We start from the raw sequence: 13,796 nt of genomic DNA on the forward strand, positions 1-13,796 counted from the left end.
ACCCACTACCTAATTTAAGCATGTCTGCTACTATATAGGCAAAAGGGATAGATTACTGCCCTGTTTAGTTCCTCCATTATTACAATGTCTAAAAACCGGAGAATATGCATGAGTGTATTAACAAGATTTTGTGTGGCTGCGTTAGTTGTAATGCTGTCGGCCTGCGCTTCGCAGCCTAAGGTGTTCACTGATTTTGACCCAGCGCAGGATTTTTCAGCTTACAAAACGTTTAGCTGGGTATCTGAAAGACCAATGATGGTGCAAAGTGAGTACATTATTAGTCCGCTGGTTGAGCAACGTTTAATGATGGCCATTCGCACTAACATGGAACAAAAAGGCTACGTATTTGTAGAGAATATCGGTAACGCTGACATGGGGATTGGTTTTACCATAGGCGCTCGGGATAAAATGCGAGTCACGCAAGAGCCTACCTTCATGATGAATTCAGGATGGGTGTGGGGCCGTCAATATTGGGGATTAACGCCAGCATTTACAGAGTCTACACGAGTATACTCTCAGGGCACGCTCGCCATCGATGTAATGGACATGGCGCGCAAAGCGCCGGTATGGCATGGAGTATCTGCAAAAACGCTATCTAATGCAGAGAAAACTGCATCTGGTGAATTTGTAGAGTCGGCAGTAGCGGTTACCTTGGCAAGCTTTCCGTCAAAAACGGCAACAGCCCAGAGCGAAAATCAATAAACAAAGAAGTAAATCGTCACAAAGTGACAAACAGCGCCACCTAGTACAAATAGGTGCCATAGAGCATGCGAGAAGTGCCGGCTTTTAAGTAAATACAGCGGAATGCCGGCGCTGTAGCATAACCCTCCTGCGATTAGCCACAAAAAACCTTGGTCACTGAGTGCCAAATAAATAGGGTAAATCATAAACAGCGCCATCCAGCCCATTACTGCATAAGTAATGATGCTAATTTTAGGATATTTATGTCCTAAAATTAGTTTGAACAAAATCCCAGCCAGCGCAATAAACCAAATTATTATTGTCCCAATACGGGCGACATAAGTGTCTACCGCAATCAAGAGGATGGGCGTGTATGAGCCTGCTATGAGCAGATAAATGGCAATATGATCAATTTTTCGCAGCAGTATGCGTCGCGCAGGAGCTTTAGTTAGGTGATACGACGACGACGACAAAAACATTGCCACCAAGCTGACACCATATACCCAAGCTGAAAATAGACCCATATTGGTTTGCGCGGCTTGTACCAGAAGGATTAATCCTACGATGGCCATAACAGCACCTAAAGCGTGGGTCGCGCTGCTCAGCCACTCCTCATGATTAGAATAAGCGCTTGGGTCCATTGAAGCGGGTTTCAGCGGGAGCATGTCTGAGCGATCCTCCAAATTTTATGTAATTTCATTAATTCCATTAGATACGATACATGTTAGATAGTTGTGATACGAGCCCAAAAGCTCCCTTTAGGTTCAAGCATTCTATTATTGGCTTTATTACGCCAGTAACAAAGAGCGTTACCATTGCTACAGAAGCAACAGTGTGCCTAAACCTAGAAAGGCAACAAAGCCTACGATGTCGGTTACCGTTGTGAGTATGACAGAACCGGCAAGTGCTGGGTCAATTTTTAGTTTATTGAGCAACACTGGCAAGGTAACGCCAGCAATCGCCGCCGCGATAATGTTAAGCAATATTGCCAGTGCAATCACCAAACCTAGCGTTGGGTCAGAAAACCAGAAATAAGCCACCAGACCAATTACAACGGCCCAAACCGCGCCGTTCAGACCGCCCACCCGAAGCTCTTTTTGCAGCAAAGCTTTGCGGTTGGCCCCGGTCACCTGTCCAAGTGCGAGACCGCGCACGATGAGGGTCAAGGTTTGACTACCTGCGATGCCGCCCATACTGGCAACCACAGGCATCAATACAGCTAGAGCAACAACCTGTTGTAGCGTCGCTTCAAATAAACCAATGAACCATGAAGCTAAAAATGCAGTGACTAAGTTTATCCCCAGCCACACCGCACGATTTTTGGCGCTCTTTCGCACCGGTGAAAACAAATCCTCTTCTTCGTCCATACCCGCGCCAGCCATGACTTGGCGTTCGTAGAACTCATTTACCAGTTCACTGGCAATGAGCATATCAACGCGGCCCAAAAACTGATTGTTATCATCTATTACCGGCAGCGAGGCAAAGCCAGATTTTTGTACAATGCGCGCAGCTAGCGTGCAGTCCTCGTCAGCTTTGATGACATCAATTTCTTCCTCACTCAAATCCACTAAGGGTAAATGTTCAGGCGCACCAAATACCTTGGTAAGCTTTACCGCTTCTGAAAATTGACCTGCACGGTTGAGCAAAAAGATACAGTCGGTGTAATCGGGTACTTCGCGACGAATAAGTCGAAGCGCGTCGCGCACTTTGGCGTTTAATGGCAGCACCAGCACGTCGTGACTTAACCAGTGACCAATTTGCGAATCGGTGTATTGACTGGCATCTTTAAAATATTGACGCTGTTGCTTGTCCATTGCCGCATAAGCACGGTCAACCAACTTATTTGGAAGCGTGTCGGATAATTCAAGTAGCTGTTCGGCGTCTACATCGGCAAACAGCGCTTCCCATTCCTGAGAGTCAATTTCATCGATAAGTGGTTCACGTGCATCTGCTCGCATTTCAACCAAAACGTCGAGCTTTTTATGTCTGGGGATGTCACGAAAAACAGCGAGTCGTTGCTCGTAAGGAATTGACTCAAGCAGCAGGGCGATATCATCTTCATCTTGACTAATAATAACGTTAGTTATTGCTTCGACCCGCTGCTGATCAGGAGCAGATACAATCTCGTCGATTAAATCAGGTAACTGTTCAGACATATTGACTCCTTATCAAATACGCAGGCGTTCATGAAGAAAATGGGCGTTATCTACCTTTGTTACGCCCTAGGCTTATTATTTTGGAGCGCTAATGTCGTTTGGACCATTTGCTTGGTCCTCAGCCTTTATCGTCAGCGCGCCGTCTATGTGAATGTCACGTTGTGGGAACGAAATCACAATGTCGTTTTCTGCAAACAGCTCATCAATACGATATCGGACGTTGCTACGAATGACCCGTAAGTCTCGTTCTACCGTTGCATTTACCCAAAAATATATTTCAAACACCAGAGCACTATCGCCAAAATCTTCAAACAATACTAGCGGAAGCGGGTCGGTCATTATATCGGGCTGCTCTTTTGCCGCTTGCTCAATAAGGGTAGACACTTTTTTAGCCGGTGAACCATAGGCAACACCTACTTTTACGGACGTGCGCATCATATTGTCCACTAATGTCCAGTTTACTACGGTGTTTTCGAGCAGTTTACTATTGGGAATCAGCATGTGGACACCATCAACTCGTCTGATGCGTGTAGAGCGCGTGTTGATTGCTTCTACTTTACCGCGCGCGACATTATCAATCTCTAAAAAATCATTGATGCGGATAGGGCGCTCCCACATGAGTATCCAGCCGCTAATAAAGTTGTTAATTATGTTTTGCGCACCAAAACCCACACCGATTGCGATAGCGCCCGAGACAAAAGCAAAGGCGGTAAGTGGCACATCCATTAGTTCTAAGGTGGTGATGAATAAAACGATGAGCGCTGCGACGTTGTAAATACGTTTAAATAGGTGCGCTACGTCGGGCTCAACCTTGTTTGCCATTAAGCGATTGAATATAAATCTGCCCAGCCATTTAATCACAAAAATACTAACAATGAGGTAGGTGGGCACAATAAGTATTTCGCCCACGGTAACCTCGTATTCGCCATAAGAAAAAGCCACGAAGTTAATTAGTGAATACAGTTGTTCTATCAGGTGATTAAACTCTTCTTTCATATAAATAAGCACTCTTTGTGCGTAAAAATGGCAAATTAATCAAAGCTTAATAGCAACAAGCCTCGCTGGTTAACATGATAGCTGAAAAAAATGTGTTTTCGAATGAAAGAATTTGTTTATCTATGCTGAAAAATCAAGTAAAAAGCGACAATTAAAATTTCTTAGTCAAACAGCCAACTATGTTCCATCCGTTTATATGGCCCTGCCTTGATTCGCTAATCAATACTACCTTTGTTATGGTAATTAAACGTGGTCAGCCTAATTCTGTTTTGATGCGGACCGCAAAACAACTTATAAAGGTTTAATATATGAAAATCGCAATACTATCTCGAAATAAGAACTTGTACTCAACTCGCCGCTTAAAAGAGGCGGGTGAGGCAAGAGGACACGAGGTGGACGTGATAGACACCTTGCATTGCTATATGGATATCACAAGCGCTAAACCTATGGTGAGATTTAAGGGCGAATCTCTACCACATTATGATGCGGTGATCCCGCGCATTGGTGCATCGGTTACTTTTTACGGCACCGCTGTTGTGCGTCAATTTGAAATGACAGGGTCGTTCAGTGTCAATGAGTCTGTTGCGATTTCTCGTTCGCGCGACAAATTGCGCTCGCTTCAGCTTTTATCACGCAAGGGCATTGGTTTGCCGCGTACGGGTTTTGCCCACAGTCCCGACAATATAAAAGACTTGATCAAAAACGTTGGCGGCGCGCCTCTTGTTATAAAACTGCTTGAGGGGACTCAAGGGGTGGGCGTGGTGCTTGCAGAAACGAGCAAGGCAGCAGAGAGTGTTATTGAGGCCTTTATGGGCATCAACACGAATATCTTGGTGCAAGAGTTCATTAAAGAGGCTGGAGGTGCTGACATCCGCTGCTTGGTAGTAGGCCAAAAAGTGGTTGCCGCTATGAAGCGTCAGGGCCAAGAGGGTGAATTCCGCTCAAATTTACATCGCGGCGGCTCAGCGCAAATCGTTAAAATTTCAGCAGCAGAGCGCGCAACCGCGGTGGCGGCAGCTAAAGCCATGGGGTTAAACGTATGCGGTGTTGACTTACTGCGCTCAAATCGAGGACCTGTGGTCATGGAAGTTAACTCATCTCCGGGCCTTGAGGGCATAGAAAATGCGACCGGCAAAGATATTGCCAGCATGATTTTTCAGTTTATTGAAACTAACCAAAAACCGCACAATACGCGCACTAAAGGAAAAGGGTAGAGATGAGCGCAGGCGCTAAACAATTGCTTACCATAGGCGACACAAGCATTAAACCTGGCATCAGAGTAAAATTACAGTTACCCGTTGCTAGCCTGTATACCGATACCGAAGTGTCGATTCCGGTTGAGGTGATACGAGCTAAAAAGCCAGGGCCAACCGTTTTTATTAGCGCGGCCATTCATGGGGATGAGCTAAACGGAATTGAAATTATTCGACGTTTGCTCACCATGAAGTCATTTCGATTATTGAGCGGTACATTAATTGCGGTGCCGATTGTGAATGTTTACGGCATGCTAAACCAATCGCGATATATGCCCGACCGACGCGACCTTAATCGCTGTTTTCCTGGCTCGCCAAAAGGCTCTTTGGCAGGGCGAGTGGCGCATTTGTTTTTGGAGGAAATTGTGAGCAAGTGTGACTACGGGATTGATTTGCACACCGGAGCCATTCATCGCAGTAATTTTCCGCAGGTGCGAGCAAACCTCAAAGACGAAGAAACCGAAGCGATGGCAAGAGCGTTTGGCGTGCCTGTACTGCTTAACTCGAGCTTACGCGATGGCTCGCTGCGCGAGGCAGCCTCAGAGCATGGCGTTAAGGTATTGCTATACGAGGCCGGACAAGCACTGCGTTTTGATGAGCTCTCTATTCGTGCGGGTTTAAAGGGCGTGCTCAATGTGCTTGCTCATCTTGGGGTTATTCGCAAACGACGCTCAAAATCAGCGCCGGTAGACCCTTTCATTGCTAACCACTCAAGCTGGGTAAGGGCCAGTGCCAGCGGCACTGTGCGCGACTTAAAACGCTTGGGTGATTATGTAAAAGCAGGCGAAGTCCTCGCAGAGATATGTAGCCCCGTGGGCTCATTTGTTGAGAAGTTAAAAGCGCCGAAATCTGGCGTTATTATTGGACGCCAGAATATTCCCCTTGTACAGGAGGGTGATGCGATGTACCACATTGCAAACTTTGAAGAGCATGGTGAGGTAGCTGATAATATTGAATTGTTGCAAGAAAGCCTTGTGCCGGAGCCAGACAGAGCGGAGACAATTTATTCATGAGTGAGTCAGCGCTGAACTATGTCAACGATAGAGTGATGGTAGGGGTGGTCGAAAGTATCGATTTGCCCTTAGTGGGTTTAAGTAGCATCAATACTCGCATCGACACCGGCGCGCAAACCTCTGCGCTGCATGTTGATCATATCGTTGTGCACAAAGAAGACAAACAGGTTAGTTTTGAATTTCATCCAGACTTTCACGATATTGATAAAACGATTCGTTGTAGGGCGCCCATCCATGACCGGCGCTGGATCAAGTCATCAAATGGTGAGCGAGAGCGTCGCTACGTGATTAAAACCCAAGCGATGATGTCGGGTATTTCATGGGATATTGAGTTGACCCTAACGGACCGCTCTTCAATGACGCACTTGATGCTATTAGGCCGAGAAGCTCTGAGTGGCATGTTCATAGTCGACCCAGGCGCTGACTATGTTGCATCAAATCGCACGTAAGAATAGGCAGGCCTAAGCAAGCGAAAGCAAGCCAAAGCGCTGCCCATGAGCCAATGGCTTAATCCGAGTCCTTGTTATTTAACTTCTTCGCCCATTGCTTGCTTGTCGGCATGGTAGCTAGAGCGCACCATAGGACCGCATGCAGCGTGCGTAAATCCGATTTTCTTGGCGTATTCACCTAGTGCATCAAACTCCGCTGGCGGCACGTATCGTTTTACCGGGAAGTGATGGCGACTCGGTTGCAAATACTGCCCTAGCGTAAGCATATTTACATTGTGAGCGCGCAGGTCGTCTAGTACCGTCTGCATTTCTTCACTGGTTTCGCCCATGCCCATCATGAGTCCTGATTTGGTAGGAACATCAGGATGCTGTTCTTTAAACTTACGCAACAATTCCAACGACCACTTGTAGTTTGCACCAGGACGACATTCTCTATAGAGGCGTGGGATAGTTTCTAGGTTGTGATTAAATACGTCTGGTACACCGTTTTTCAATATTTCTAAGGCTCTGTCCATACGGCCACGAAAATCTGGAACGAGTACTTCAATGGTTGTGTTAGGGCTGTGCTCGCGGATCGCATTGATACAATCAACAAAATGTTGTGCACCGCCATCTCTAAGGTCGTCACGGTCTACCGACGTGATAACCACATAGTTCAGTCCCATTTCGGCAATGGTTTTGGCGAGTTTTTCTGGCTCTTCAGCACTCGGTGGTAACGGTTTGCCGTGGGCAACATCGCAAAATGGACAGCGCCGCGTGCAAATGTCGCCCAAAATCATGAACGTAGCGGTACCCTTATTAAAGCATTCGGCTAAATTAGGGCAGCTTGCTTCCTCGCAGACTGAGTGCAGTTTGTTTTTACGCAAGGTCTGCTTGATGTGGTCTATGCGGTCGGTAGTGCGTGGTAGCTTAATCTTGATCCACTCAGGCTTACGCAGCATCTCGGCCTTTTCAGTCGGAACGATGGTGATGGGAATGTGTTTTACTTTATCCTCATCTCTAAGTTTAACGCCTGCTTGTGCTCGTGAATTACTCATCAAAACCTTCTTTAAACACCAGTTGATTAATCTTTAGGGCTTCGCAAAAATGCTTAACGACCGCGTTTTTCGCTTCGCGCATTGTTTGTGGGCCTTGTATTTGCGTGCAATCTATCATTTCAAGCCCGGCATATCCACATGGGTTAATACGATTAAACGGACTTAAGTCCATATCCACATTAAACGCTAAACCGTGAAATGATGCGCCTTTTCGGATACGCAGGCCAACAGAACATATCTTTTTTTCGTCAACATACACGCCTGGTGCATCTTTTTTAGGGTAGGCGTACGTGCCGTGCTCGGATAAGGTCGCCACAATACTCTGTTCGAGTGCAGAAACCAAATCACGCACACCCCATTTAGCGCGCCGAATGTCCAATAGAATGTACATCATTAGCTGACCGGGGCCGTGGTAGGTTACTTGTCCGCCTCTATCGACATCAACTATAGGAATATCGCCGGCGTTGAGAATATGTTCGGCTTTACCTGCTTGCCCTTGAGTAAAAACAGGACTGTGCTCGGTTAGCCAAATTTCATCTTGTGTTTGACTATCGCGGCAGTCGGTAAACGACTGCATTTTGTGCCAAATAGGCAAGTAGTCTTGTTGTCCTAAATCTCGAACAATCACGTCAGAAGATGCACTCAAACCTAAAGCACTACCTTTACAATGTCTATATTCGAAAGTTCCGTGTAAAGCGTTTCCATATGTTCTTTACTGGTAACGATTACGCTAATTGAAACGGCGTGATAGGTACCTTTACTGCTAGGCTTTACATTCGGAGAGTAATCTCCAGGTGCATGCACCTGAAGGCACTCAATAATCTTATCCGGCAAACTTGGATGCGCTAGCCCCATTACCTTAAAGGTTTGGGTACATGGAAAATCCAGCAGTTCGTCAAATCGTGTTTCCATCAATCTTCTAGCCCTAATTTAATGCTTACCCAATCCATCGCGCGGTCAAATATTCCGCCTTCTTGCACTTCTTCAAGCGTAACAAGCGGATAGCTTGCAATTGTTTCGTCTTCTAGTTTTAAACTCAAAACACCCACTTCTTTACCTTTACTAATGGGTGCTTCTAGTTTTTCTGAAAGCTCAAAATGCGCTTTTAACTGCGCGGCTTGTCCACGGGGAATAGTTATGGGGGTATCTACGTTAATTCCAAGCTCTACGGTGTCTTTATCACCCATGAAAATGCGATGGGCTACAAAACTCTGCCCCGCTTTGTAAGGTGTAAGTGATTCAAAAAATCTAAAGCCGTAGCGCAACAGCTTTTTGTTTTCAGCTTTTCGTGCTCGCTCACTTTCAGTGCCCATAACCACTGAAATAAGTCGCATATCGCCTTGAGTTGCTGAAGTTATTAGGCTGTAGCCAGAGTCTGATGTATGACCGGTTTTAATACCGTCTACGTTTAGGCTTTTATCCCATAATAAGCTGTTACGGTTAAATTGCTTTATGCCGTTGTATGTAAACTCGCGCTGGCTGTAATAAGCGTAGACCTGCGGCAGTTCGGCGATTAGAGCTTTTGACAACAGGGCCATATCGCGCGGTGATGTGTAGTGGTCAGGGTCGTGTAAACCATGGCTGTTAACAAAGTTTGTGTTGGTCATGCCAAGACTTTGCGCATGTGCGTTCATCATGCTGGCAAAGGCTGATTCAGAGCCTGCCACATGTTCAGCGATGGCCACGCACGCATCATTTCCAGATTGCACCATAATGCCTTGAAGCAATTCATCTACGCTAACGCGCGTGCCAACTTCAATAAACATTTTTGATGAGTCAGGGAAGTTTTTCGCCCATGCGTTCTCAGATATGAGCACTTCGTCGGTCAGCGAAATATTGCCGGCTTTTAGTTCTTTACCCACTACGTAAACCGTCATGATCTTGGTTAGGCTTGCCGGAGCGAGGCGCTGGTCAATGTTCTTTTCAGCAATGATGTGACCAGTATGGTGGTCCATCAATAAAAAGCCGCCCGCTGCTACCGTGGGGGCGGGGGGGATAACAACCGCAGCGTTCGCTAGGCTAACGGTTAACATAGTGATAATGAAGATAAATAAGCGCATGGTTTTAAAGCTACCTTTTTAGTGGTCTTTTTATTATCGAAATAACTCGGAATTTTAGCGTATTGCCGTGGCTAACAACAGTGTTTTACGGACTTTCTCAGCATTTAGCGCTACTGAGGATTAAATTCAACTTGGAATGCATTTTCAAATCCAATCTTCTGTAGGTCTTGGATAAGTTTTTGCGCACTTTGTTCATTTTCCATTGGGCCTAAATGCAGGCGATAGATATCATTAAGCTTAGGGATGCTGTTGGTGACTTGTAGTAAGTTTGACAAGCCGGTGGCAAGCTCTCTTACTTTTGATTCGTTCGAACTCGCCGTGACTTGCACAAACAAAAGCGTATCTTGCAAAGACTCCTCATTGATGTCGGGACTATTCTCAGCGTTAATGCGCATTTCTGTGGTGCTTAAAGACTGATTTATTTTGCTAGCGGCCGTACTGGTAACCACTTGGTTTTTTGCATTTACTGTGTTTGTTGCAGTCGTTTTTTGTGTGCTGGCAAGCATACTGTTGGTGGGGGCCGATTTCCCAATTGTTACCACACCGGAGGGACTAACATGTATTACCTCTATTTTTACTTTGGTGACGCCCTTACTGTGAAAGCCCAGTTTTTTCGCCGCGCCGTAGGATAAATCTAGAATTCTATCGTCATGAAAGGGCCCTCTATCGTTGACTCTAACAGTGGCAGTTTTGTTATTTTCTAGGTTAGTCACGCGTAAAAAAGAGGGAAGGGGGAGGGTTTTATGAGCAGCGGTTAGGGCAAACATATCAAAGGTTTCACCGTTTGCAGTGGTATGCCCATGAAATTTCTGCCCGTACCACGACGCATAGCCGGTATCTTCAAAGCCTTTAGCGTCTAACATTGGGGTGTAGTAACCGCCTAAAACGGTATATGGCCGGCTGGTCCAAACGCTGTAAGGTTCATAAACCGGAATTGGCTCCACAAAGCTGAGTTCGCCATACTCAAACTGAGGCGCAGAATCTTGTTTTTGTGTATAGCGACCGGTGGGCGCAGTTGAACAGGCCTGCATGAATATGAGGCAGGCTGACAGAATTAAAACACGCTTAAATTCAAGCCTAAACATAGCGTCAAGCACCTATTTTAAAAGAGAATTATCGCGATAGCAGGCGTTTTTGCGTGCTAATCGACATTAATATGCCAAAACCGGCAAGCAATGTCACCATCGATGTCCCGCCGTAACTGATTAAGGGTAAGGGGACGCCAACCACGGGCAAAAGCCCCGACACCATCCCCATATTTACAAACACATATACAAAGAATGTTAAGGTAATACTGCCGGCTACTAATTTGCTAAATGCGTCTTGCGCTCGGTTGGCAATGTAAAGTCCACGTAAAATAATGCACAAATACATGATGAGCAGGCCAATCACGCCTATTAAGCCAAACTCTTCGCTATACACTGCAAAAATAAAATCGGTATGTCTCTCTGGCAAAAATTCTAACTGCGATTGCGTCCCTTGAAGCCATCCTTTCCCTTCTACGCCGCCTGAACCAATGGCAATTTTCGATTGAATAATGTGATAACCCGAGCCAAGTGGATCACTCTCTGGATTAAGGAATGTGGTTACTCGTTGCTTTTGATACTCCTCCATCAAAAAGAACCACATTATGGGCGCAAAAGCGCCTCCAAGAAGTGCAATAAATCCTATGAGTTTCCACGCCATGCCCGATAAAAACAGCACAAAAATACCAGAGCTTGCAATGAGTAGCGAGGTTCCTAAATCAGGTTGCTTTGCAATCAATATAGTGGGTATAAAAACGAGTATGAAGCCTGCAAAAATGTCGCGGTAACGCGGGGGAAGATTGCCCTTGCTAATGTACCAGGCCACCATTAGCGGCACTGCAAGCTTCATGATTTCTGATGGTTGAAAGCGAATAAATCCAAAGTCGAGCCATCGCTGCGCCCCTTTTCCCATATCGCCAAAGAGCAAAACACCCACTAGCATTAAAATGCCGCCCGCATAAAAATATACTGCGATGCGCTGATAGAACATCATCGGTATTTGCGCAAGGATTACCATAACCGTCATAGCAAGCCCGAGGCGTACAAACTGTCTGTTCACTAATTCCCAGTCTTGGCCGCCAGAAGAATAGATGGTCAAAAGACCCACTACCATGAGTGACACTAGTGAAAAAAGTAAAAAACCATCAATATGGACTTTCTCTAATAAAGAACGTCTAGCGGGTGTAAATGCCTTGCTCATTGGCTCGCATCCGCAGCGTTTTTAGGTGTGTTTTGCATCGCATCACTGGTGGCTACCGCAATACGATTGTCGGGTCGATTTTCAAAATAAAAATCCATCACTTCACGCGCTAGAGGCGCTGCATTTGAGCCTCCACCGCCAGCGTTTTCTATGGTTACTGCGATACTTATTTCGGGGGCATCATAGGGGGCATAGCCAACGTACATGGCGTTGTCACGCAAATATTCTGATATGGCGTCTTCGTCATATTCAGCGTCTTGGGCAACCGTGAAGAGCTGCGCGGTTCCCGTTTTTCCCGCCGAGATGTAGCTTGTACCCTCAAATGCCTTCTTAGCAGTTCCGTCCTCGCGGTTAACAGTGCCATACAGAGCATCTAACACAATGTCCCAGTTTGCCTCGTCTTTTATTTGCATAGGTGGCTTCATTTCAATGGGAATATCTTGAATGTCGCCTTCAACCATGAAGCCTTTTAACAAACGCGGCACGTGTCTCTCGCCTTTGTTCACTAAAAAGTTCACAGACTGAGCGAGCTGCAGCGGGGTAGCATTCCAATACCCTTGTCCAATACCAACCGAAATCGTGTCACCCATGTACCACGCTTCGTTAAATCGAGCGCGTTTCCAGCCTCGTGAGGGCATAATAGCCTGAGATTCTTCGTATAAATCTACACCCGTAAATTCGCCAAAACCAAATTCAGTCATAGTTTCATGTAGGCGGTCAATGCCCAATTTAACCGCTAAATCGTAGTAAAATGTGTCGCACGACACTTCTATGGACTTGGTGACATCAACGTCGCCATGCCCCCACTTTTTCCAATCCCGCCAAACGTGAGATACATTCGGCAAGCGGTAAGTCCCGGTGTCTTTTATCTCGGTATCCGAATCAATTATGCCTTCTTCTAATCCCACTAATGCCAAATGCGGCTTAATGGTGGAGGCGGGCGGATAGCGTCCTTGAGTGGCTCGGTTGAGCAGTGGGCTGTATTTGGAGTTAAGCAATTTAGAATATTCTTTTTGGCTTATGCCGTGAACAAACAAATTTGGGTCGTAGCTTGGGCTGCTGTATAAAGCTAAAATACCGCCGGTGCGGGTATCGGTGATCACAACAGAACCTCTGCGACCGGCAAGTTGTGCCTGTGCTTTTTGTTGTAGCGTTATATCGATGTTTAATGCAATATCGCGTCCGGGGATGGGCGGCTGCACATCGAGCACGCGAATTATCCGCCCTTGGTTGTTTACCTCTACTTGCTGATAACCAACGGTACCGTGCAGTACGCGCTCGTGATATTTTTCAACTCCCTGTTTACCAATGTCATAGGTAGCCGCATAGTTTGCTGCTTCGCCGTTCTTCTCTAGCTTGTTTAGGTCACGTTTGTTAATGCGGGCCACATAGCCTAGCATGTGCGTAAGCGTATCTTTAAACGGGTAGTATCGCGACAGCCTGGCCTCTATGGTCACTCCATCAAAGCGGTGCTGGTTTGCGGCAAATAAGGCAACCTCTTCTTGACTTAGCTGATTACGAAGCACCACCGGCTTAAATCGGCGCTGGCGCTTTCGCTCTTTCTCAAAATTTTCGATTTCATCAGGGCTGAGCGACATTAATTCGCTCAGTTGAGCCAATGTTTCGCTTAAATCGTCGACTTCTTCCGGGATAATCTCAAGGCTGAAAACGGGTTTGTTTTCTGCCAATATCACCCCATTACGGTCGTAAATGAGACCGCGATTAGGTGGAATGGGCAAGACCTTTATGCGATTGCCATTTGAGCGTGTTTGATAATCCTCAAACTGATTAACCTGAAGATGGTAAAGATTAATGACAATCAGACTTAAAAAAGCGACCACCAGCAGCATTGACACAAACGCTCTGCGAGCAAAAAGATTTGCCTCAGCGGAATGGTCGCGGATGGTTTGACGTTTTTTCATCAT

The 13,796-nt window shown here is 46.2% G+C and carries 14 protein-coding genes; 4 read left to right on the forward strand and 10 right to left on the reverse strand.

Going from position 1 to position 13,796, the window contains the following annotated elements:
- Window positions 1-108: 108 nt before the first annotated feature.
- Window positions 109-702, forward strand: coding sequence for a DUF4136 domain-containing protein (locus ACFO4O_RS02690; protein WP_382405785.1), 594 nt, complete (start codon window positions 109-111; stop codon window positions 700-702).
- On the opposite strand, the gene trhA is transcribed toward ACFO4O_RS02690, so the two are convergent.
- The 3 genes from trhA to ACFO4O_RS02705 all read right to left on the reverse strand — a co-directional run bounded on the left by trhA (window position 696) and on the right by ACFO4O_RS02705 (window position 3,833).
- Window positions 696-1,346 (reverse strand): PAQR family membrane homeostasis protein TrhA, encoded by a 651-nt coding sequence (trhA, locus tag ACFO4O_RS02695; protein WP_382405786.1) that lies wholly within the window; start codon window positions 1,344-1,346, stop codon window positions 696-698. The genes ACFO4O_RS02690 and trhA overlap by 7 nt on opposite strands.
- 153 nt (window positions 1,347-1,499) lie before the next feature.
- On the reverse strand, window positions 1,500-2,837 hold the full coding sequence (locus ACFO4O_RS02700) for a magnesium transporter (protein ID WP_382405787.1): 1,338 nt from the start codon (window positions 2,835-2,837) through the stop codon (window positions 1,500-1,502).
- 75 nt (window positions 2,838-2,912) lie between these two features.
- Window positions 2,913-3,833, reverse strand: coding sequence for a mechanosensitive ion channel family protein (locus ACFO4O_RS02705; RefSeq protein WP_382405789.1), 921 nt, complete (start codon window positions 3,831-3,833; stop codon window positions 2,913-2,915).
- Window positions 3,834-4,141: 308 nt separating this feature from the next.
- Here ACFO4O_RS02705 and rimK point away from each other — a divergent pair, with 308 nt between their 5' ends.
- Genes rimK through ACFO4O_RS02720 form a run of 3 tightly spaced genes read left to right on the forward strand, consistent with a single transcriptional unit; the run spans window position 4,142 to window position 6,548 of the window.
- Window positions 4,142-5,047 (forward strand): 30S ribosomal protein S6--L-glutamate ligase, encoded by a 906-nt coding sequence (gene rimK, locus ACFO4O_RS02710; RefSeq protein ID WP_382405791.1) that lies wholly within the window; start codon window positions 4,142-4,144, stop codon window positions 5,045-5,047.
- A 2-nt stretch (window positions 5,048-5,049) separates the two neighbouring features.
- A complete protein-coding gene (locus ACFO4O_RS02715; RefSeq protein ID WP_382405792.1) occupies window positions 5,050-6,099 on the forward strand; it encodes a succinylglutamate desuccinylase/aspartoacylase family protein in 1,050 nt (349 codons plus the stop codon).
- Entirely contained in the window at window positions 6,096-6,548 is a 453-nt protein-coding gene (locus ACFO4O_RS02720) for an ATP-dependent zinc protease family protein (RefSeq protein ID WP_382405793.1), read from the forward strand. The genes ACFO4O_RS02715 and ACFO4O_RS02720 overlap by 4 nt, the downstream gene beginning before the upstream one ends.
- A gap of 74 nt (window positions 6,549-6,622) precedes the next feature.
- Here ACFO4O_RS02720 and lipA read toward each other — a convergent pair whose 3' ends face one another.
- The 7 genes from lipA to mrdA form a co-directional block, all read right to left on the reverse strand.
- A complete protein-coding gene (lipA, locus tag ACFO4O_RS02725; protein ID WP_382405794.1) occupies window positions 6,623-7,585 on the reverse strand; it encodes a lipoyl synthase in 963 nt (320 codons plus the stop codon).
- The gene (gene lipB, locus ACFO4O_RS02730) at window positions 7,578-8,162 is read right to left on the reverse strand and encodes a lipoyl(octanoyl) transferase LipB (protein ID WP_382408198.1); all 585 of its coding nucleotides are present in this window, start codon (window positions 8,160-8,162) and stop codon (window positions 7,578-7,580) included. The genes lipA and lipB overlap by 8 nt, the downstream gene beginning before the upstream one ends.
- A 71-nt stretch (window positions 8,163-8,233) precedes the next feature.
- Window positions 8,234-8,500: a DUF493 family protein YbeD gene (ybeD, locus tag ACFO4O_RS02735; RefSeq protein ID WP_382405795.1), complete on the reverse strand. Its 267-nt coding sequence runs from the start codon at window positions 8,498-8,500 to the stop codon at window positions 8,234-8,236.
- The gene (locus tag ACFO4O_RS02740) at window positions 8,497-9,645 is read right to left on the reverse strand and encodes a serine hydrolase (RefSeq protein WP_382405797.1); all 1,149 of its coding nucleotides are present in this window, start codon (window positions 9,643-9,645) and stop codon (window positions 8,497-8,499) included. Before ACFO4O_RS02740 ends, ybeD begins: the two co-directional genes overlap by 4 nt.
- A gap of 110 nt (window positions 9,646-9,755) precedes the next feature.
- Window positions 9,756-10,730, reverse strand: a complete 975-nt coding sequence (locus tag ACFO4O_RS02745) for a septal ring lytic transglycosylase RlpA family protein (protein ID WP_382405798.1) — start codon at window positions 10,728-10,730, stop codon at window positions 9,756-9,758.
- Window positions 10,731-10,758: 28 nt separating this feature from the next.
- On the reverse strand, window positions 10,759-11,871 hold the full coding sequence (gene rodA, locus ACFO4O_RS02750) for a rod shape-determining protein RodA (RefSeq protein ID WP_382405799.1): 1,113 nt from the start codon (window positions 11,869-11,871) through the stop codon (window positions 10,759-10,761).
- Entirely contained in the window at window positions 11,868-13,796 is a 1,929-nt protein-coding gene (mrdA, locus tag ACFO4O_RS02755; RefSeq protein WP_382405800.1) for a penicillin-binding protein 2, read from the reverse strand. Before mrdA ends, rodA begins: the two co-directional genes overlap by 4 nt.

The sequence above is a fragment of the Glaciecola siphonariae genome (assembly GCF_042652645.1).
In the GTDB taxonomy this organism is placed as follows: domain Bacteria; phylum Pseudomonadota; class Gammaproteobacteria; order Enterobacterales; family Alteromonadaceae; genus Glaciecola; species Glaciecola siphonariae.

Bases quoted from the DNA above. Each gene is read 5' to 3' on its own strand.
- ACFO4O_RS02745 (WP_382405798.1), bottom strand. From the start codon at position 10,730: ATGTTTAGGCTTGAATTTAAGCGTGTTTTAATTCTGTCAGCCTGCCTC.
- rodA (WP_382405799.1), bottom strand. From the start codon at position 11,871: ATGAGCAAGGCATTTACACCCGCTAGACGTTCTTTATTAGAGAAAGTC.
- rimK (WP_382405791.1), top strand. From the start codon at position 4,142: ATGAAAATCGCAATACTATCTCGAAATAAGAACTTGTACTCAACTCGC.
- ACFO4O_RS02705 (WP_382405789.1), bottom strand. From the start codon at position 3,833: ATGAAAGAAGAGTTTAATCACCTGATAGAACAACTGTATTCACTAATT.
- ACFO4O_RS02700 (WP_382405787.1), bottom strand. From the start codon at position 2,837: ATGTCTGAACAGTTACCTGATTTAATCGACGAGATTGTATCTGCTCCT.
- ACFO4O_RS02720 (WP_382405793.1), top strand. From the start codon at position 6,096: ATGAGTGAGTCAGCGCTGAACTATGTCAACGATAGAGTGATGGTAGGG.
- ACFO4O_RS02690 (WP_382405785.1), top strand. From the start codon at position 109: ATGAGTGTATTAACAAGATTTTGTGTGGCTGCGTTAGTTGTAATGCTG.
- ACFO4O_RS02740 (WP_382405797.1), bottom strand. From the start codon at position 9,645: ATGCGCTTATTTATCTTCATTATCACTATGTTAACCGTTAGCCTAGCG.
- lipB (WP_382408198.1), bottom strand. From the start codon at position 8,162: ATGCAGTCGTTTACCGACTGCCGCGATAGTCAAACACAAGATGAAATT.
- trhA (WP_382405786.1), bottom strand. From the start codon at position 1,346: ATGCTCCCGCTGAAACCCGCTTCAATGGACCCAAGCGCTTATTCTAAT.
- lipA (WP_382405794.1), bottom strand. From the start codon at position 7,585: ATGAGTAATTCACGAGCACAAGCAGGCGTTAAACTTAGAGATGAGGAT.
- ACFO4O_RS02715 (WP_382405792.1), top strand. From the start codon at position 5,050: ATGAGCGCAGGCGCTAAACAATTGCTTACCATAGGCGACACAAGCATT.
- mrdA (WP_382405800.1), bottom strand. From the start codon at position 13,796: ATGATGAAAAAACGTCAAACCATCCGCGACCATTCCGCTGAGGCAAAT.